The following is an 18,269-nucleotide window of genomic DNA, read 5'->3' on the forward strand; positions in this document are numbered from 1 at the left end:
TCAACTTATAAGTAAGGGCGTGGCGAGGCTATCGACATGACCGACGAACCCGACGCCACGCCGGAGCGTACGACCGCCGTCTCGGAGGGAGACGTCAACCCGACGGACCGGAGAATCGACGTGTCGGACCGGACAGTGTTGATAACCGGCGGTGCGGGCTTCGTCGGAAGCCACCTCGCGGAAGCGCTGGTCGGAGACAACGAGGTGCGGGTGCTGGACGACCTCTCGGGCGGCGCGCGCGAACACGTCCCCGCGGGCACGGACTTCGTGGAGGGCGACGTGTGCGACTCCGAGACGGTCGCCGACGCGATGGACGGCGTGGACCTCGTGTTCCACGAGGCGGCGCTGGTGTCGGTCGAGGATTCGGTCGAGAACCCGCCGCGGAGCAATCGGATCAACGCCGCCGCGACCGTGAACCTGCTGGAGCAGGCCCGAGACGAGGACGCCCGCGTGGTGCTGGCCTCGTCGGCCGCGGTGTACGGACATCCGGAGACGATTCCGGTCTCGGAGGCCGACTCGAAGGACCCCACCTCGCCCTACGGCATCGACAAACTCTCGCTCGACCACTACGCCCGCCGGTATCACGACCTCTACGGACTGGAGACCGTTCCCCTGCGCTACTTCAACGTCTACGGCCCGCGCCAGAATCCGGAGTACAGCGCGGTCGTGAACGTCTTCTTCCAGCAGGCCGCGGCTGGTGGCCCGATTACGATCGAAGGCGACGGCGAGCAGACCCGCGACTTCGTCCACGTCTCGGACGTGGTGCGAGCGAACCTGCTCGCCGCGACCACCGACCGCGTGGGCGAACCGTTCAACGTCGGGACCGGCCACAGCGTCACGGTCGAGGAACTCGCCGAGACGGTCGTGGACGTGACGGACTCCGAGGCCGAAATCACTCACGTGGACCCGCGACCCGGCGACATCCGACACAGCGAGGCCGACATCTCGAAGGCCCGAGACGGACTCGGATACGAACCAACTGTCTCGCTGGAGGCGGGTCTTCGGGACTTGGCCGACGCTCAGGGCTTGCGGTAGGCTGAATCCGGTTCTCGCCGTTTTCGAGTCAGCCGCGATGGGGCTCTTAGAAATATATATCGGGACCTAAAATATAGAAATATTTCCCAAGCAAATATATAGTTACGCCTCCGCCGTCGGTCGACCGCCACTCGACCGTAAAGCGTTCGGCACGCCAGCTCGCCGTCGGTTACCTGAGAGCGCCTCGGGCGACCTCTTTGCCCGTCTCGCCACGGTGGACCTGCAAGTAGGTATCCCCGTTCCGGACCAGTTCGACCACGTCCGCGACCGATCCGTCGAACTCGTGGGCGAAGTCGTCGGGCGTGATATCGCCCTGCGCCCACAGCGAGAAGAACTCGCCGGTGTCCCCGGTTCGCTTGCCGTCGTAGAGGTCCGCGACGTGCGGGCCGTTCTCGTCGGGCGACCCCTCGTGGCGGTGGATGCCGGTGACGCCTTCCACGTCGTCCAATCGGAGTTCGTAGCCGAGCTCCTTCTCGTTGGGCTCCAGGTGGAAGGTGGCGATTCCCTCCGCGCCACACGATGCCGGTTCGTACTCGGGCGCCACGGCGTTGCCCGGCCGCAGGTGCGCAGTGAAGCCGTTCTCGCTCGTCTCGCCGTCCGTCTCGTCAGTTTCGCTCTCGTCGGCCGACGCGATACCGCTCGCGGCCGTGCCGAGAGCGAGACCGCCGATGGCTTTCAACGCCGTCCGTCGGGAGAGCCGCTTCCAGCGTTCGAGAGTTTTACGCGTCACGGGAGTATATCGATATCTCGCCCAAAAAGAACTGATGGCCACCGTCGAATTAACGCCAGAGAGCTAACAACGAGGTAGTTTGGAGACTGCGGGGCTACTTCCGACCTACCAGTCCTGCGTAGTCTCCCGAAGAGGATTAGAGACGGCTCCGAAGAAAGTGATTCCACGGCCCTGAATCCCGTCCGTCACTTCTCGTTGATGGACTCGCTGGCGATGTTCCGACCGCGGGTCTTCAGACTCACTTCGCGCCGCTTGCGAACCTCCTCCAGCACGTCCACTTCGATGAGTCGCTCGAAGATGCTCTCGACTTCGTCCACGTCCATCCCCAGGAAGTCGGGAATCTCGAACGACGAAACCCCCGAGTAGAGTGCCATCAGGACCTCCTTTTCGGTCTCGTCGAGTTCGACGCCGCCCTCGTTCTTGCGCTCGCCCTTCTGGAACAGCGATTCCAGCAGGGCACACCGCCGGGTCTGGCCCGAGATGTACGTCTGGACGCTGGTGTCGCCCTGCGTGTGTTCGACCTCCAGCACCGTGCGCTGTTCGCCCTCGACCGTCCGGGTCGCGCGCTCGACCGAGCCGATGTCGTCGAGTTCGATGCCCACGAAGGTACCGCTGGCGATGGCGACGTTGACCATCCCCTCGGTAATCTTGACGCGGGCCTTCTCCCAGTCGGTGTCCTGAATCACGCCGCCTTCGACGGCGGGATGCTTGGTCAGGATCATCTCCTGGTTCAGCAGGGCACCGTAGACGTCGATTTCGAACTCCTCGATGTCCATGCTCGTACCGATCAGGACGACGTTCTTGTCGAACTCGACGCTCAGATAGTTCGAGACCGAAGCGACCGCCTGATTCACGTCGTAGCGGCCTTCGAGTCCCTTCACGTCGGTCAGCGGAATCGACCGCTTGCCCTGATTGCCCGCCAACACGAGTCGCTTGTTCGACAGCAGAACGCGGCCGCTGGTCCAGTCGGGGTCGTTGAGTTTGCGGCCGTTCTTCACGACCTGCAAGAACTTCCCCTGCGTGTCGGTGATCTTGTGCTCGCCTTCCTTGCTCATGCGTTGTGTCTACGTTCTCGGCGCGGTCGCTCGCGTCGGCGACCCGACGCCTCGTGGGTCCTCGGAGGGAGGTCGTCTGTCGGTGTTCGATACGGTCATACGGGGACGGATCGGGGGAGTTAGGACTCGGTTCGCATGTCGTCTACCCGCGCCGAGAGTTCGTCGATGGCGTCGGTCTGCTCGCGGGTCGCCGACACGATGTCGTCGGTCGCGTCCTCGACCTCGCTGGTCCGGTCGCGTACGTCCTCGACCGTCGCCATGACCTGCTCGACGTTGGCGGCCTGTTCGTCGTTGGCCTCGGCGACTTCGGTCACGCCGGTCGCGGCCTCCTCGACCGCGTCGGCGATCTCTTCGAGAGCGACGAGCGCGTCCTCTATCTCCTGTCCGGCGTGTTTGACCTGCTGGTTGGACTCCTCGACCGCGACCACGGTCTCGTTGGCCTGCGACTGTATCTCCTCGATGCGTCCGGCTATCTCCTCGGTGTGTTCGCGCGTCTCGTTGGCCAACTCCTTGACCTCGTCTGCGACGACCTCGAAACCGCTTCCGGCCTCACCCGCGCGGGCGGCCTCGATGTTGGCGTTGAGCGCGAGGAGGTTGGTCTGGTCGGCGACTTCCGCGATGACCTCGACCACGTCCTCTATCTCGTTCATCTGGGTTTCGAGTTCGGTCACGGTTCCCACGAGGTCCTCGCTCATCTCGATGACCTCGTCGGTCGCTTCGCGCGCCCCCTCGCTGGATTCGAGACCGCTGTCGGCCGACGCCTTGGCCTGTTCGGCGGCCGAGGCCACTTCGTCGGAACTGGCGGCGACCTCCTCCATGCTGGCCGAGAAGTTCTCCATCTGCGTGGCGACCTCCGAGAGCTGTTCGGTCTGTTCGTCCACTCGCTCGTCGATGACGCGGGCCGACTCCGAGGCCTTTTCCACCGAGCTTTCGAGGTCGTCGGCCTTCTCGCCGACGCGCTCGGTCAACCGCTCGAATCGCTCGGCCATGTCGTTGACTTGCCCCACGACTTCCACGAGCGACTCGTCCACCACGTCGTGTTCGTCCTCGAACGACGCGCGAGCGGAGAGGTCGCCCGTCTCCATCGCAGTCAGGGTACCGATGAGTTCCTCGACCAGCGAGGTGATGCCCTCCTGTCGCCGGATGTCCTCGGTCCGGTCCCGGACCGTCTCGACCACTGCGATGAGTTCGCCGTCGTCGTACAGCGGCATGGCCGAGAACTCGATACTGCGCTCGACGCCGTTCTGGTCGACCATCGTACTCTCGTCAGTGTAGAGCGTCCGGGCGGTGTCGGCCTTCCCCACGTCGAACTCGGCGTGTGCCGACTCGGGAGCCTCGGCCACCTTGTCGGCCAGCGTCTTCACGCGCCGTCCGTCGGGGTAGAACGCCTCGCTGACGTTGGACGTCCCGAGGGCTTCCTCGGCCGGGACGCCGGTGAGCTCCTCCAGCGCGGAGTTCCACGCCGCGACTTGCTCGCGCTGGGTGTCGAGCATGAACACCGGGACGCCGATGCCGTCGAGCAGGTCGTCGTCGTCCACGTTGAGTTCGTCCTCGGCGTCTGCGCCCGGTTCGTCCTCCTCGCCGGTCCCGTCGGCCGCGGCAGCGTCGTAGGCGTCGAGTCCCGTCTGCATGTCGGCGAGCGTCGCCGAGAGTCCCGATTGAAGTTCGTCCTCGGCGCGCTGGAGTTCCTCGGCGACAGCCTCGTTGCCCGCACCGAGTCGGTGTTCGAGTCGTTCGAACGTCTCGGCGACCAGTTCCTCGACGCCCGCCGAGTAGGTTCCGGCGAACGTCGCGGCGGACACCTCCGCGTCGACGTGTCGTCGCCCGAGGTCGGTCGCGTCCTCGGCCGCCGACGCCGGGTCGTCGATGACCTGCCCGAGGTGGACCGCCTGGGCCTGTCGGAGGTCGTCGCTCGCGTCGGTGTTTCGATACGTTTCGGCCAACTGCGAGCGCGTGACGGTTTCTCCGGCCGAGATCGAGACGTCGTCGGTCTGGGTCCCGCCGTCGAACGTCACGTTTCGCTGTCGTTCGGCCTGGTTTTCCCTTTCGCGTAAGGTCTTTAAAATTTTCAGCAGCCTGTCCCTGACCATCTTGTTCTGGAAAGAGACACCAACCGGATATAAAGTTTTACGCAAATTTCAAGCGCGATAACCCGACCGCCGCACGGCAATCCGGACCGCCGCCGGGCGGCTACTCCCCTCGAAGACCGCCTGCAACCCGGATTTACGGTCGCTCGCGGTTCTACCCTCGCCCACCGAGCTTCGAGAGCGCGGAGAACGCCCGTTTCCGGACCTCCTCGTCGTCGGTGTCGTCGATGACGTCGTCGAGTCGCTGGCGCGCGCGCTCGCCGCCCACCTTCCCGAGGGTGAACGCCGCCTTCGCGCGAGCGTCGCTACTCACCTCCGGATCGTCCAACACGTCGAGCAGGGCGTCTTCGGCGACATCGCCACCGACGGTGGCGATACTGGTCGCGGCGAACTGGGCGGTCATCCCGTCCTTGTCGTCCAGCACCGACGCCAGCGCCTCGATGGCGGCCTCGCGGTTCCGGTCGCCGGTCACTCTGCCGAGCAGCCACGCCGCGTTCCGACGCTGGTGAGGTTGGGTTCCCTGGTCGAGAATCTCCACCAGCGAGTCCACGACGCTGCGGTGGTCGTTTGCGCTCAACTTCTCGACCATCCGCTCGCGCAACTCGTGGCTCTGCTGACCCGGCGCGTTCGACAGGAGTTCGATGAGCGAGAACACCGCCGCGCGCCGGACCGTCTCGCTCTCGTCGGACAGCAGCGAGACGAGCGCGTCCAGCGGTTTCGCACTCCCGAAGTTACCGAGCGAGTTGGCCGCGATGCGCCGGACCGTCTCGCTCTCGTCGTCGAGCAGGCCCAGCAGCGCCGTCAGGGCCTCTTCGCCGCCGATGCGGCCGAGCGAGTCGGCCGCCTCTCGCCGGACTTCCACGCTCTCGTCGGCCAGTCGCTTCCGAAGCGCCGAGACCGCACGCGGGTCGTCGATGCGCCCGAGCGCGCGGGCGGCCCTCACTCGGACTCGCTGGTCGGGGTCGTCGAGGCGTCCGACGAGCGCCTTCGTCCCGGCCTTGTTTCCGAGTCGGCCCAAGGCGTTGGCCGACGCCATCCGGAGTTCCGGCTGGTCGGCCGAGAGCGTCTCGACCAGCGCCTCCGCCCGCGCCCACTCGGCCCCGTCGGTCGGGACTTCCTCGCCGGTCAGCGCGGCGACGAGTCGTTCGACTGCGTGACGCTGGTCGAGCGCGTCGATAGCCGCGGCTCGCACGGTTTCGCTGTCGTCGCTCTGGGCGGCAGTCACCAACGGGTCCAGCACCTCGTAATTCTCGGCCTCCACCTCTCCGAGGATGTCGGCCGCGCGCCGACGGACCGGTTCGCTGTTGCTATTCGTCAACAGCGAGGTGAGTTCGTCCACGTCGCCCGTCTTCTCCAGTTCGAACAGCGAAGTCACGACCGTTCAATCGAATCGGTCCGAGAAAAAACGTGGTGTTACCCGGTCGAAGAAACGAGAGGAAGGTCGTTTGCGAGCGATGCGGCTTAGACCGTGACTGCGCTCTCCTGGGAGAGCGACTGCGGGATGTTGGCGCGGTAGAGCGTCACTGCACCGTACTGGGTGGTGAGCTTGAGTTTGACCTCTTGGCCTTCGTTGAGCCGTTCACCGCTAATCGCGGTGGTGTTCATGATGACCTTGAATCGGTCGTCCTGCGTGTTGAGGACAGGTGTCGAGTCGTCAGAGTCCTTAATCGCGTCAACGGTGAAGTTCGCGTACTTGGGTTTACCAGCGTCGGTGCCGCCTTTCTTGACGATGGCGTCCGACTTCTCGGACTCCGTCAGCGTCTTGGCGTCGTTCGGACCGATCCACTCGATGGTGGCCGCTGAGAGGTTGATGTCGTCGGAACCGGAGCCGCGCATCACTGTCAGGTTGATGTAGTCAGCCTTTTCGTTGGCGACGTTCGAGAAGCCACTCACTACTTGCACGCGGTTCGAGACCTGTGCACTACTCTCCTGTCCGGTCTGTTCGGACTTGGTCTGGAGGAACCCGGCCGTGTTGATGAGCACGCCTGCTGCGATAGCGGCGACTAGCACCATCGCGATGAACACGATGAGTGTACCGATACCGACTTGACCTCTGTCATTTAGTCGTTTTTGGATTTTCTCTTTCATTTTCTCACGTCCTGTCCGAGCGTCAATGTGACATTGACTACGGACTCTATCCGGAACGAAACAAACCTTCGTAATAAATGTACGGCCTCGATTATCAGATGTGATATTGGTCGAGACACAGGACCGAAATCCGATACGTTGGTCATCTCCAGCCAGAACTCTCCGAAAAAGTATACGTCGGTCGGAGCGTCCTATTCGCCCGCAGTGATGCTGTAGATGACGAACAGGTATCCGACCGTCGTGATGAGATAGTTGACCGACAGCAGCAGTCTGGTCTGTTCGAAGCGAGTCACGAACGCACTGACCGTCGTCGCTAACGCCGCGGCGACGATGAGCGTGAAGCCTATCGAGAGGTGAAACATCGCCTGCCGGGAGGTTCGGTTGTAGGCACGGACCGCGAATCCGACCATCGAGAGACCGGCGGTTGCGAGGGTCAGGCTGAACACGACGTACAGCAGTTCTATCGATTGCATGGTTTTCCTGTGCTGAGAGGCCGTCCGCGCACGGTCCGGAATCGGCGACCCACGACGGTCACCGGTTCGGGTCACTCCGCTTTGAGGTCGCGCCACACGTCGGCCAGCGCGTTCTCGACGTTCGGCCGGTCCTCTGCCGACACGTCGATACTGGCCTCCTCGAACGAAATTTCGAGCGCGTCGACGTTCCGTCGGTATACCTTCGTACGTCGGCCCTCGTCGGAGAACTCCCTGCCCGAAAGTTCGAGCAAGTCGGCCTCCGTGAGTTCCTCTATCCGGCGGTAGCTCGTCGCTATCGGGATTTCGAGCTCGTCGCTCAGCTCCTGGGCCGACTTGGGTTCGCTCGTGGCTCGGAGTATCTCGGCGTTGTACTTGTTGCCGAGTACCCGGAGTAGTTCCACGGCCTCCATCAATTATCGCGTTTGAAAACTTAGTTTAAAAAGGTACCGTAGCCGACTCGTCGGCTGTCGTGACTGGTCGGCGTCGGAACAGTAAAGTGGGCACCACGGATTCCATCGAGTATGTCAGAGACCGTCGGCGACGTTCAGGTCCTCGAATTTCGGCTCGAAGACCGGAAATACTGCATCGACATCGCACACGTGGACGAAATCGTTGACAAGGAGGAACTGACACCGCTTCCGAACTCCGACCCTCGTGTCGAGGGCGTGATGGACCTCCGCGGAACCACGACGACCATCATCAATCCGAAGGAGGTGCTGGACTTGGACGAGACCGAAACCGGCGAGCGGGTCGTCGTCCTCGAGAGCGACGACACCGGCAACGTCGGGTGGCTCATCGATGCGGTGACGCAGGTCGTCGGCATCGACACCGACGCAGTAGACGAGAGCGTCGAGAGCGGGTCGGTCCGGGGCATCGTCCGGCAGGACGACGACTTCGTCGTCTGGATCAAGCCGTCCGAAATCAACAACTGACGACGACACTGATCCCGGCTTCTACCGGTCTCGCGTGACGGTTTCGCCCGGCGGAATCCCGACGCCCGGCGAGAGTTTCGTGCCGACGTTCAGCGAGACGTTGATGCCGGTCTTCGCCCCGTCGCCCGCCACGACGCCGAACTTCCGGCGGCCGGTCGAGACGCGCTCGCCCTTCACCGTCAGTTTCACCGCCTCGTCGTCGTGCCGCAAGTTGGCGACGTTCGACCCGGCCCCGAAGTTGACGTTTCGACCCAACACGCTGTCGCCGACGTAGCTCTGGTGGCCTACGGTCGCACCCGGCATGAGAACGGTGTTTTTGACCTCGACCGAGTGGCCGACTTTAGCGCCCTCGCCGACGAGGGTCGCGCCGCGGACGTAGGCGTTCGGGCCGACGCTCGCGCCCGTGCGGACGAGCGCGGGACCCTCGACGACGACTCCGGCGTCGATGGTCGCGCCCTCCTCGACGACGACCGGCCCTCGGAGGTCGGCGGTTTCGTGGACGTCGCCGCGAATGTCGCGGGCGAGTTCTCCCAGTTTCCACTCGTTGGCTTCCAGCAGTTCCCAGGGCCGCCCCACGTCGAGCCACCGGTCGAGTTCGACCGCCGAAACGTCGTACTCCTCGATAGTGCGAGCGAGAACGTCGGTGATCTCTCGCTCGCCGCGCTCGCTCTCGGGCACGTCCAACCACGCTCGCGCTTCTTCGGGGAACAGGTACGCCCCGGTGTTGGCGAGGTCGGTCGGCGGGTCGGCGGGTTTCTCCACGATGTCGGTGACGACCCCGCCCTCGGTCGAGAGCACGCCGTAGTTCGTCGGGTCGGCGACGCGGTGCGCGCCGACCGCCGGACCCGCCTCGAACAGCGCCTCGACGCCCTCGGGGTCGTAGAGGTTGTCGCCGTTGAGGACCGCGAAGGGACCGTCCAAGCGGTCGCGGGCGGTTCGAACCGCGTCGGCGGTCCCGGCCTGCGTCTCCTGGACCGCGTAGCTGACCGGTATGCCGGCGTACTCCTCGCCGAAGTAGTCCCTGACCGCGTCGGCCTCGTAACCCACGACCAGGATTAGTTCGTCCGCGCCCGCCCGCACGGCCGCGTCGGCCGCGTGGGTGGCCAGCGGGCGGTCTGCGACCGGCAGCATCGGTTTGGGGAGCGACGCCGACAGCGGCCGAATCCGGGTCCCCTCGCCTGCCGCGAGGACGACTGCCTGAACTCTCTCGGCTGTCATTGTGGGGACCCACTCGGGGTGAAGACTTTGTTACCATCTCCTTGTGTGCCAGTAAGTAGGTGGTACCGAACGGATGGTAGACGCTTCCCCCGATTAATGCAGTCCCGGAGCGATCGACGAACGACGGTACCCGCGTCCAAAATGGGTACACGAACCACGATAAGTCGGCCCTACGTGGAGCGTATTTTCTCCTACCCGGCAATCAGCGAGCGTATAACAAAGAGGTCCGGTGGCAATCTGTGGAACAGCACCCGCTTCCGGACGTCGGGGCGGTCAGGACGGTACAATGCGCGATGAACTGAACTACGCGAACGATAGGCGAAGGTTATGTGACGGGCTACGCGACGCCGTCCCGAACGAATATCGCAGTACGAAGCTCTAACCATGAAAGATACCAACACGATGCTGGCGCGTGAGACGACGACGGGGGTGTACTGCTGATGTGTGGAATCATCGCCCGTATCGGCAGCGACGACGACTGTGCAGTAGACGAGTTGCTCACGGGACTCGAAAACCTCGAGTACCGCGGCTACGACTCGGCGGGATTGGCGATAAAGAACGGCGGTGGGCCGGAGGTCTTCAAGCGCGAGGGAGAGATTTCCCACCTGAAAGAGGCCCTCGCCGACGAGGTTCCCAACGGCGGACTCGGTATCGGCCACACGCGGTGGAGTACCCACGGTCCGCCGACCGACGCAAACGCCCACCCGCACACCGACTGTACCGGCGACGTAGCCGTCGTCCACAACGGTATCATCGAAAACTACGACGAACTCAAGTCGGAGTTACAGGCTCGCGGCCACGAGTTCGAGAGCGACACCGACACCGAGGTCATCCCGCACCTCGTGGAGGAGGAACTCGCCGCGGGAGCCGACCCCGAAACCGCGTTCCGGGCCACCTTGGAGCGTCTCTCGGGAAGCTACGCCGTGGCGATGATAACCGACCGCGACCACGCGGTGTACGCCACGCGACGCGGGTCGCCTCTGGTCCTCGGCGTAAACGACGGCGAGTACTTCCTCGCCAGCGACGTGCCCGCGTTCCTCGATTTCACCGACGACGTGATCTATCTGGACGACGGCGACGTGGTCATCGTGGAACCCGACGGCCACAGCATCACGGCCGCCGAAGGCGAGACGGTCGAACGGGCGGTCCAGACGGTCGAGTGGGACCCGGAAGACGCCGGGAAGGGCGGCTACGACCACTACATGCTCAAGGAGATTCACGAACAACCCGCCGCGCTCCGCCAGACCCTCCGAGGCCGGGCCGACCCGAGTACGGGCGACATCCACCTCGAAGACTTCCCGCCGGGGACGTTCGAGGACGTGAGCCGGGTCCAGTTCGTCGCCTGCGGCACCTCGTACCACGCCGGACTGGTCGGCGCGCAGTTCCTCTCCGGCGGTGGCGTGCCAGCCCAGGCGTTCCTGGCGAGCGAGTACGCGACCTCCCAACCGCCGGTAGACGACGAGACGCTGGTAATCGGCGTGACCCAGAGCGGCGAGACCGCCGACACGCTGTCGGCGCTTCGGCGGGCGAACGCCTCGGGCGCGACCACGCTCGCGGTGACGAACGTGGTCGGTTCGACCGCGGCCCGCGAGTGCGACGACGCGCTGTTCATCCGGGCCGGACCCGAAATCGGCGTCGCGGCGACCAAGACGTTCTCCTCGCAGGTGGTCTCGCTGGCGCTACTCGGCGAGCGCCTGGTCCGGGACGTGACCGACTCGCGGACCGACGACGCCCGCGAACGACTCCAGGCCCTCTCGGACCTGCCGGGCCACGTCCAGCAGATTCTCGACTACACGAGCGCCCGCCGGGTCGCCGAGAACTACCGCGACAGCGAGGCGTACTTCTTCATCGGCCGGGGGTCTGTCCGGCCGGTCGCGCTGGAGGGCGCGCTGAAGTTCAAGGAGATATCCTACGAACACGCCGAAGGGTTCGCCGCGGGCGAACTCAAACACGGTCCGCTCGCGCTCGTCACGCCGGAGACCCCGGTGTTCGCGGTTTTCACCGGGAACCACGACGAGAAGACGCTCAGCAACGTCAAGGAGGCCGAAGCGCGCGGTGCGCCCGTGGTCGCGGTCGCCAGCGACGAGCAGGAGGAGGTCCACCAGTACGCCGACGAAGTGCTGACGATTCCGGACACCCATCCGGACGTGGCGGGCGTGCTGGCCAACGTCCAGTTACAGTTGCTGTCCTACCACGCCGCCGACCTGCTCGGACGAGCCATCGACAAGCCGAGAAACCTCGCAAAGAGCGTGACCGTCGAATAGAAACCCACGATTACCGTGCAGAACGCTGTTGAACAGTCGGCCCGATTTACTCACCGACCGACGTATAGTAACGATACGATGGGTTCTGTCGTACTCTCCCTCGACGCCGAACTCGCGTGGGGCTTCCACGACCGCGAGACGATGCCCGAAGACCGGGTGACTACGGCCCGCGAGTCGTGGCTCCGACTCCTCGATATGTTAGACGACTACGAGATACCGGCGACGTGGGCAGTCGTCGGCCACCTGCTCCTCGACTCCTGCGACGGCGAACACGCCGCCCACCCGACGCCGGACGGGTGGTTCGACTGCGACCCCGGAACGTGGGAGGGCCGCGACGAACAGTGGTACGGAGCCAAGCTAATCGACGCCATCGAGGACGCCGACGCCGACCACGAGGTGGGGAGCCACACCTTCTCGCACGTCGAGATGGGCCACACCACTCGCGAAATCGCGTCGGCCGAGATGCGCAAGTGCGTCGAACTCGCCGAGCGCCGCGGTCTCTCGGTCGATTCGGTGGTCTACCCGCGCAACTACGTCGGCCATCGCGACGTACTGGCGGCCTACGGCGTCAAGAGCTATCGGGGCACCCGACCTCGGCGGTGGTACGACCGAGGCGCTCTCGGGTCGGCGGCCAAACTCCTCGGGTGGCCCACCAAAGCGGTCTCGCCCACGCTGGTCACGCCCGAGGAAGACGAGTACGGACTGGTCAACGTCCCGGCGTCGCTCTACCTGTTCTGCTTCGAGGGCCGGGCGCGACAGACCGTGGAGCGCGTGGCCGACGACCCGATCGTCAGCATGGCGAAGCGGGGCATCGACCGCGCCAGCACCGAAGACGGCGTGTTCCACATGTGGCTCCACCCGAACAACCTGACCGACGAGCGCGACTTCGAGCGCATGGAAGCCATCCTCGAACACCTCGCGGAGGTCCGGAACACGACCCCGCTACAGGTCGAGACGATGAACTCCATCGCTGCCGACATCAAGGACGACGAACCGCTCCCGCGCGAACCTATCGGCCCGCGGTAATCGGTCTCTCGGCGTCGTGAACGGTTTTACCGCCGAATTCTTCGACGAGTCAGCAACCTTATCTCCCCGAATCGCATCTTGTCTTGTGAACGCATGACAAGCCAGGAGTCGGGCGGACAGCACGCTACTCTGTCGGAGTTCGAGACCGGACTCAAGATGGAGGAGGCAGTCTGGCGGGAGGCGGAGTGGGGAGATATGCGCGTCGGCTACGAAACGTATCTTCAGGACTTCGACGACGCGCAACTCCTGAAAGGACTACCGAACGACCGGTGTCAATGCCCACACTGGGGATATCTGCTGTCGGGACGAATGACTGTCCGGTACGCCGACCACGAGGAAGTCGTCGAAGCGGGCGACGTGTACTATATGGCACCAGACCACACGATAGCCGTCGATGCGGGTACCGTGCTTATCGAGTTTAGCCCGAGGGAGGAGTTCCAAAAGACGGTGGAGGTCGGCGAACGGAACATCGCGGAGTTGGAGGACGCCCGAAACGAGACTTGATCGTGGATTTTCGCGTCTATCCACTGGACGCGCGGGGTGTCGCCAGCCACTGAACCCGCCGTTCCCCGTGTCCGCGCCGATTTCTGATACTCGAACACCGTCACGACTCACTCGGAAGCCGTGAGCGCTTCCTCGATAGCGTCACAGAGGAGTTCCCGAGCGACGGTCTCGACGCTCCGGTCGTTCTCGGACGAGAGTTGCTTGAGCGCCGCGACCGCCTCCGTCGGCAGTCCGAGCGCGAGTTCCTGCTTCTCCGAGAAGTCGAACCCGAACTCGGTTCGGCACGCTTCCCCGACGAACGCCGGAACCGACTCGACGCCCGCGGTCGTCGTCACCGCCGTCTCGACCATCGCGTGGACGTTCTCGGGAAGTGCGACCGCGACGGTCTCGCCGTCGTCGGCCTCCTCGGTCTCTACCGTCCCGCCGTCGATGACCCGCTTCAGGAGCGCCTGGGTCGATTCGGCGACGACCGAATCGAGGTCGCGGTCGGTGCGCTTGGCCTCGATTCGGGCGAGTTGGAGGACGACCGGTTCGACCTCGACGCGGACCGTCTCGGTGGGATCGCCGGTCGTCGCGGAGTCGCCCGACGCTTCGTCCGTCGCGTCCGCGGGGACACCCTCGACGTGAGAGAACCGCTCGGGGAAGAGACTGTAGAACTCACGCTCGGTGAGCGACGGAATCTCGTGTTGCTCGAGGAACGTCATCTTCTCGTCGCCGGGACCGTCCCCCACGACGAGGAGGTCGCTCTGCTTCGAGACGTTGTTCGTGACGCACGCACCGCAGTCCTCGACCAGCTCGGTGACTTCGGCCCGCGTCAGTTCGGATAACTGCCCGGTGAACACGACGGTGGCGTCCGCGAGTTCCGACGCGCTCTCGACGTCCGCACCACCGGCCTCGTCTCCGTCGTCGCCAGTCGCCATAGATACACCTCCGGAGTCCCAGCGCTGGACCATATAACTTGATGACGCGCGCCGAGACCACCGAGAAGTGGTCAGAACCACGTTTGATACCGTTACAATTGCGTAAAAGTAGTAAAAATTATACTTTTGTATAGAAATATATTTCCCCATCGTCCCAGACTGCCGGAAGTGGCGGGAGTCGAACTGGCCGAGACGGTCCGGGCGTGCGGCGCTTCGCGCCGTTCCGGGCATGCGACTCGTCTGCTCGACTCCCTTTTGACTCCGGTGTTCTGCTGCTGGAGATGCTCGGCGCTCCGCGCCTCGCAGGAAAGCAGCAGAACACGGAAGGGGCGGGAGTCGAACCACGCGAAGCCCGTAAGGCTGCCACCGGGAGGACCGGCGGCGCTCTACCACTGAGCTACCCTTCCCCGTCCGGAGTTAGGTCGAGACCATCTTTGTTATGGTCTCCGTGAAAGCCCACAATCGACACCTCGGTGCGGCGGGTCCATCAACGTACCGCAGTCCCGTCCTCGTGGACCGTCACCCGAGAGAACTCGAATCGAGCGCCTGCGGGGTCGTCTCGGTCCTCGTCCGTGATTTCGACCGTCCAGCCGTGGGCGTCGGCGATGGACTCCACGATGGCGAGTCCGAACCCGGTTCCTTCCTCGTCGGTCGTGAACCCATGGTCGAAGACGTTCTCGCGCACGTTCGGCGGAATCCCCGGCCCGTCGTCGACGACGTAGAAGCCCGTGCGGTCGTCGAGCGCGCCGACTTCGACCACCGACACCGAGTCGGCGTGGTCCACCGAGTTCCTGAAGAGGTTCTCCAGCAGTTCCCGGAATCGGGCGTCGTCGGCCTCGATCACCGCGTCGGCAGCGAGAGTCAGAGTGGCCTCCTTCGTGTCGGCAGTCTCCCACGCCTCCTCGGCGGCCGCCGACAGCGCGACCGGTTCGGTCTCGTCCACGACCTGCCCCTGCCGGGCCAGCGTGAGCAGGTTCTCGACCAGCGAGTCCATCCGGTCCAGCGACCGACCGATGGGAGCGAGATGGTCGCTGTCGCACTCGTCTTCGAGCAGGTCGAACCGACCGAGCGCGACGTTGAGCGGATTGCGCAGGTCGTGACTGACCACGCTGGCGAACTCCTCCAGTCGCTCGTTCTGGCGGGCGAGTTGGCGCTCCCGTTCTTTCTGCTCGGTGATGTCGACGTAGATGGCGAACGCCTCGGTCCCCCCGTTGCCCGCCGGGGCAGTGTGAAGCAGGAAGTCCCGGTCGCCGTCGCGGGTTCTGCGACGGGACTCCTCGCCCTCGATTCGGTCGCCGTGGCGCACCCGCTCGTTGAGCAGTTCGCCTTGCTCTTGGCAGCCGTCGGGAAGGATGTAGTCGTCCACCGGGTCGCCGACGATGGCGTCGTTCGACCAGCCGAACACGTCCTCGAACGCCGCGTTCACCGACTTGCAGATGGCGTCTATCCCGTCTATCTCGTAGCGCACGACCGCGTTGGGCACGTTCTCGAACAGCGCGGCGAACCGGTCGCGCTCGGCCCGGAGTTCGGTCTCGGTCTGGACGCGAACCAGCGCCTCCGAGATGTGGGCCGCGAGGAGTTCGGTCAGTTCGCGGTCGTCTTCGTCGAACCCGTTGGGCTCCTTCGAGACCGCCTGAAAGACGGCGAAGTCGGCTATCGGGACGGTGAGTGCCGACCGATACTCGCTCTCGGCGGGCACCACGTCGGTCTGGCGCAGGTCGTCGATCAGCGACGACTCGCCCGTTCGATACGCGCGGGCCGCGAGGTTGCCCTCGGTTTCGACCGGCGTCTCCTCGTAGTAGCCGTCGGTCGAGACCACTTTCGAGACCGTCTTCGTGCGGAGAACGCCGTCGTCGTGAGCGTCCACGGTGCAGAGGTCGAACGCCAGTATCTCCTCGGCGGTTTCGATGGCGAGGTCGTAGATGGCCTGTTCGGTCTCGCAGGCGACCGCTCGGGCGGCCACGTCGTGGAGCGCCTCTATCTTCTGCTTGGTGTCGCGCAGTTCCAGTTGGGCCTCACGGCGTTCGGTGACGTTCCGGAAGTACACCGACAGTCCGTCCTCGGCGGGGTAGATGCGGACCTCCAGCCACGTCCCGGGCCTGTAGTTCGACTCGGCTTCGAGCGTCACCGGCTCCTGGGTCTCGAAAGCCTCCCGGTAGGCGCCGAGGAACTCGCTGTCGAAGTCCACGTCGAACACGTCGCGGATGTCCTCGCCGAGGAGGTCGTCGGAGTCGTAGTCGAAGAAACTCGCGGCGCGGTCGTTGACGTGCGTGAACTGCCAGCTATCGTCGAGCGCGAAGAAGGCGTCCGTGATGCGCTCGAAGATGCGCCGAATCTGCTCGTCGGCCTGCTCGGCCTCGCGCTCGGCGCGGAACTGTGCCACCGCGTTCTCGACGCGGTTGGCCAACACCGCGTACTGTTCGGTGCCCGTCTCCTTCTGGAGGTAGTCGGTCACGCCCGCCGAGATCGCTTCGGAGGCGATCTCCTCGCTTCCCTTCCCGGTGAACAGGACGAAAGGCAGGTACGGAGCGGACTCCCGAACCCGGTCGAGGAACTCCAGTCCGTCCATCTCGGGCATCTCGTAGTCGCTGACCACGCAGTCGACCGAACCGTCGATTACGTGCTGTAGCGCTTCGTCCGGGTTGGTCTCCACGACCGTCTCGATACGGTCGTTCGCTCTCTCGAGATACGTGGCAGTCAGATCCGCGATGGCCGAGTCGTCGTCCACCAGCAGGACGCGGATGGCGTTCCCCATGCGATGATTATTGTTACCAATATGTAGTATAAAAATCCATAGGAGTATTGCAGTAATAAATGGCGCGGAATAAATCACCGCGTTCGGAAACAGACAGGAGTCTTACGTGTTCACGGTTTCGATGCGGTCGCTTACCAGAAGTTGCCCCTGCGCGGTCAACGAGAGACCCTTCTCGCCCTCGTCGATGAGACTCTTCTCTCGGAGGTCGTTGAGCAGCATCGTGACGTGACTCGAGTCGACGCCGAGCGTCCCGGCGAGGTCCCCGCTCCGCGCGCCGGAGTAGATGGCGACCAGCGCCTCCATCTCCTCTTCGGAGGTGGTCACCTCCTCGACTTCTTGGGCGAGTTCGGAGTACTCCAGTCGGAGGTAGCGTCCGAGTAAGTTGAGTTTGCGGTCGCTCTCGATGGCGAACTCCGAGGTTACGGACTGGCCCTCGTCGGCGTGGCGCACGACGAGCACCGACCCGGTGTCGCGGTTCTCTTTCTGGAAGTAGGTGACGTTGGCGAGGTTCACGGTCACGGACTCGCTGGCGGCGAACCTGACCGCTCCGGGTTCGACTTTGAGTTTCGCCGGGCGGAACGACGCGCCCGTCACCCGACCGCCGACTCGCGCCGGGTGTTTGACCTTCGCGTCCGAGCCGTTGAGTTCGGCCTTGAACAGTACGGTCTTGAATCGTGAGACTTCCTCGGTCCCGGCCTCGACGACCGCGGCTCGGCGACCGTCGCCCTCTCGGTACGCGATGGTGATGGTGTCTTGGAAGAACGACTCCAAGTTGCTCGGGACGTGCCCGACGTTGATGTCGAAGATGTTGGCGAGCGGAACGGTGGTCTTCGAGTCCGAAGTGGCGAGGACCAGACGCTTCTGACTGAGGACGATTCGACCCTTGACCGGTTCGGGCGAATCGAACGTGTCGAGGCTGAAGCGTGCGACGAAGTCGGCGATGACCTTTTCGGACATGGTGTGGCGAGCGACGCCCGCTATCGGCGCGCCTCCCTTTGACAGGCAATTCTCAGTAAGGGTAAATATTTTTTCGGTCCATCGAAACTGATTCCGTTTCGCAGGGCACACACGCACGCGCTAGCGCGCACGAACGACTATATGTACTCAGCTAGGTACGTCTACACCTGCGCACGTCTTTACGCACCCACCCACGTACCTGTCTACGCACGCACTCACCCGCGC

At 64.3% G+C, this 18,269-nt stretch carries 16 protein-coding genes and 1 tRNA gene; 5 read left to right on the forward strand and 12 right to left on the reverse strand.

Annotated elements, in window-relative coordinates; all coding sequences use genetic code 11:
* The first annotated feature begins 36 nt into the window (after positions 1-36).
* Positions 37-1,035 (forward strand): NAD-dependent epimerase/dehydratase family protein, encoded by a 999-nt coding sequence (locus E2484_RS21430; protein ID WP_137287235.1) that lies wholly within the window; start codon positions 37-39, stop codon positions 1,033-1,035.
* Between the two features lie 169 nt (positions 1,036-1,204).
* Here E2484_RS21430 and E2484_RS21435 read toward each other — a convergent pair whose 3' ends face one another.
* The 7 genes from E2484_RS21435 to E2484_RS21465 form a co-directional block, all read right to left on the reverse strand.
* Complete coding sequence (locus tag E2484_RS21435; RefSeq protein ID WP_170977456.1) at positions 1,205-1,765, reverse strand: CHRD domain-containing protein; 561 nt, start codon at positions 1,763-1,765, stop codon at positions 1,205-1,207.
* A 185-nt stretch (positions 1,766-1,950) separates the two neighbouring features.
* Entirely contained in the window at positions 1,951-2,820 is an 870-nt protein-coding gene (locus E2484_RS21440) for a CheF family chemotaxis protein (protein WP_137287237.1), read from the reverse strand.
* Between the two features lie 119 nt (positions 2,821-2,939).
* Positions 2,940-4,835 carry a methyl-accepting chemotaxis protein gene (locus E2484_RS21445; protein WP_321112905.1) on the reverse strand — a complete coding sequence of 632 codons (1,896 nt, stop codon included), beginning with the start codon at positions 4,833-4,835 and terminating at the stop codon, positions 2,940-2,942.
* A 226-nt stretch (positions 4,836-5,061) separates the two neighbouring features.
* Positions 5,062-6,282, reverse strand: coding sequence for a HEAT repeat domain-containing protein (locus E2484_RS21450; protein ID WP_137287239.1), 1,221 nt, complete (start codon positions 6,280-6,282; stop codon positions 5,062-5,064).
* Between the two features lie 86 nt (positions 6,283-6,368).
* Positions 6,369-6,995: an archaellin/type IV pilin N-terminal domain-containing protein gene (locus E2484_RS21455; protein ID WP_137287240.1), complete on the reverse strand. Its 627-nt coding sequence runs from the start codon at positions 6,993-6,995 to the stop codon at positions 6,369-6,371.
* Between the two features lie 191 nt (positions 6,996-7,186).
* Positions 7,187-7,468, reverse strand: a complete 282-nt coding sequence (locus E2484_RS21460) for a DUF7521 family protein (protein WP_137287241.1) — start codon at positions 7,466-7,468, stop codon at positions 7,187-7,189.
* Positions 7,469-7,539: 71 nt separating this feature from the next.
* Entirely contained in the window at positions 7,540-7,878 is a 339-nt protein-coding gene (locus tag E2484_RS21465; protein ID WP_137287242.1) for an ArsR/SmtB family transcription factor, read from the reverse strand.
* Between the two features lie 111 nt (positions 7,879-7,989).
* Between E2484_RS21465 and E2484_RS21470 the strand changes: the two genes are divergently transcribed.
* Positions 7,990-8,400, forward strand: a complete 411-nt coding sequence (locus tag E2484_RS21470; protein WP_137287243.1) for a chemotaxis protein CheW — start codon at positions 7,990-7,992, stop codon at positions 8,398-8,400.
* A 21-nt stretch (positions 8,401-8,421) separates the two neighbouring features.
* On the opposite strand, the gene glmU is transcribed toward E2484_RS21470, so the two are convergent.
* Positions 8,422-9,618 (reverse strand): bifunctional sugar-1-phosphate nucleotidylyltransferase/acetyltransferase, encoded by a 1,197-nt coding sequence (glmU, locus tag E2484_RS21475; protein ID WP_137287244.1) that lies wholly within the window; start codon positions 9,616-9,618, stop codon positions 8,422-8,424.
* A 440-nt stretch (positions 9,619-10,058) separates the two neighbouring features.
* Here glmU and glmS point away from each other — a divergent pair, with 440 nt between their 5' ends.
* The 3 genes from glmS to E2484_RS21490 all read left to right on the forward strand — a co-directional run bounded on the left by glmS (position 10,059) and on the right by E2484_RS21490 (position 13,412).
* The gene (gene glmS / locus E2484_RS21480) at positions 10,059-11,882 is read left to right on the forward strand and encodes a glutamine--fructose-6-phosphate transaminase (isomerizing) (protein WP_137287245.1); all 1,824 of its coding nucleotides are present in this window, start codon (positions 10,059-10,061) and stop codon (positions 11,880-11,882) included.
* Between the two features lie 78 nt (positions 11,883-11,960).
* Entirely contained in the window at positions 11,961-12,908 is a 948-nt protein-coding gene (locus tag E2484_RS21485) for a polysaccharide deacetylase family protein (protein ID WP_137287246.1), read from the forward strand.
* A 93-nt stretch (positions 12,909-13,001) separates the two neighbouring features.
* Positions 13,002-13,412 carry a cupin domain-containing protein gene (locus tag E2484_RS21490; protein ID WP_137287247.1) on the forward strand — a complete coding sequence of 137 codons (411 nt, stop codon included), beginning with the start codon at positions 13,002-13,004 and terminating at the stop codon, positions 13,410-13,412.
* Positions 13,413-13,519: 107 nt separating this feature from the next.
* Here E2484_RS21490 and E2484_RS21495 read toward each other — a convergent pair whose 3' ends face one another.
* The 4 genes from E2484_RS21495 to E2484_RS21510 all read right to left on the reverse strand — a co-directional run bounded on the left by E2484_RS21495 (position 13,520) and on the right by E2484_RS21510 (position 18,044).
* Positions 13,520-14,332 (reverse strand): BRCT domain-containing protein, encoded by an 813-nt coding sequence (locus E2484_RS21495; protein WP_170977457.1) that lies wholly within the window; start codon positions 14,330-14,332, stop codon positions 13,520-13,522.
* A 321-nt stretch (positions 14,333-14,653) separates the two neighbouring features.
* Positions 14,654-14,739 (reverse strand) — tRNA-OTHER (locus E2484_RS21500).
* Positions 14,740-14,819: 80 nt separating this feature from the next.
* Positions 14,820-17,087, reverse strand: a complete 2,268-nt coding sequence (locus tag E2484_RS21505; protein ID WP_137287249.1) for a PAS domain S-box protein — start codon at positions 17,085-17,087, stop codon at positions 14,820-14,822.
* A 102-nt stretch (positions 17,088-17,189) separates the two neighbouring features.
* Positions 17,190-18,044, reverse strand: coding sequence for a CheF family chemotaxis protein (locus tag E2484_RS21510; protein ID WP_137287250.1), 855 nt, complete (start codon positions 18,042-18,044; stop codon positions 17,190-17,192).
* Positions 18,045-18,269 lie beyond the last annotated feature (225 nt).

It is taken from the genome of Halorussus salinisoli (genome assembly GCA_005239435.1).
GTDB classification, from domain to species: Archaea; Halobacteriota; Halobacteria; order Halobacteriales; family Haladaptataceae; genus Halorussus; species Halorussus salinisoli.

Excerpts from the sequence above, each read along its gene's own strand:
- E2484_RS21495 (WP_170977457.1), bottom strand. The coding sequence starts at position 14,332 with ATGGCGACTGGCGACGACGGAGACGAGGCCGGTGGTGCGGACGTCGAG.
- E2484_RS21440 (WP_137287237.1), bottom strand. The coding sequence starts at position 2,820 with ATGAGCAAGGAAGGCGAGCACAAGATCACCGACACGCAGGGGAAGTTC.
- E2484_RS21485 (WP_137287246.1), top strand. The coding sequence starts at position 11,961 with ATGGGTTCTGTCGTACTCTCCCTCGACGCCGAACTCGCGTGGGGCTTC.
- E2484_RS21455 (WP_137287240.1), bottom strand. The coding sequence starts at position 6,995 with ATGAAAGAGAAAATCCAAAAACGACTAAATGACAGAGGTCAAGTCGGT.
- glmS (WP_137287245.1), top strand. The coding sequence starts at position 10,059 with ATGTGTGGAATCATCGCCCGTATCGGCAGCGACGACGACTGTGCAGTA.
- E2484_RS21510 (WP_137287250.1), bottom strand. The coding sequence starts at position 18,044 with ATGTCCGAAAAGGTCATCGCCGACTTCGTCGCACGCTTCAGCCTCGAC.
- E2484_RS21430 (WP_137287235.1), top strand. The coding sequence starts at position 37 with ATGACCGACGAACCCGACGCCACGCCGGAGCGTACGACCGCCGTCTCG.
- E2484_RS21460 (WP_137287241.1), bottom strand. The coding sequence starts at position 7,468 with ATGCAATCGATAGAACTGCTGTACGTCGTGTTCAGCCTGACCCTCGCA.
- glmU (WP_137287244.1), bottom strand. The coding sequence starts at position 9,618 with ATGACAGCCGAGAGAGTTCAGGCAGTCGTCCTCGCGGCAGGCGAGGGG.
- E2484_RS21505 (WP_137287249.1), bottom strand. The coding sequence starts at position 17,087 with ATGGGGAACGCCATCCGCGTCCTGCTGGTGGACGACGACTCGGCCATC.
- E2484_RS21465 (WP_137287242.1), bottom strand. The coding sequence starts at position 7,878 with ATGGAGGCCGTGGAACTACTCCGGGTACTCGGCAACAAGTACAACGCC.
- E2484_RS21490 (WP_137287247.1), top strand. The coding sequence starts at position 13,002 with ATGACAAGCCAGGAGTCGGGCGGACAGCACGCTACTCTGTCGGAGTTC.
- E2484_RS21470 (WP_137287243.1), top strand. The coding sequence starts at position 7,990 with ATGTCAGAGACCGTCGGCGACGTTCAGGTCCTCGAATTTCGGCTCGAA.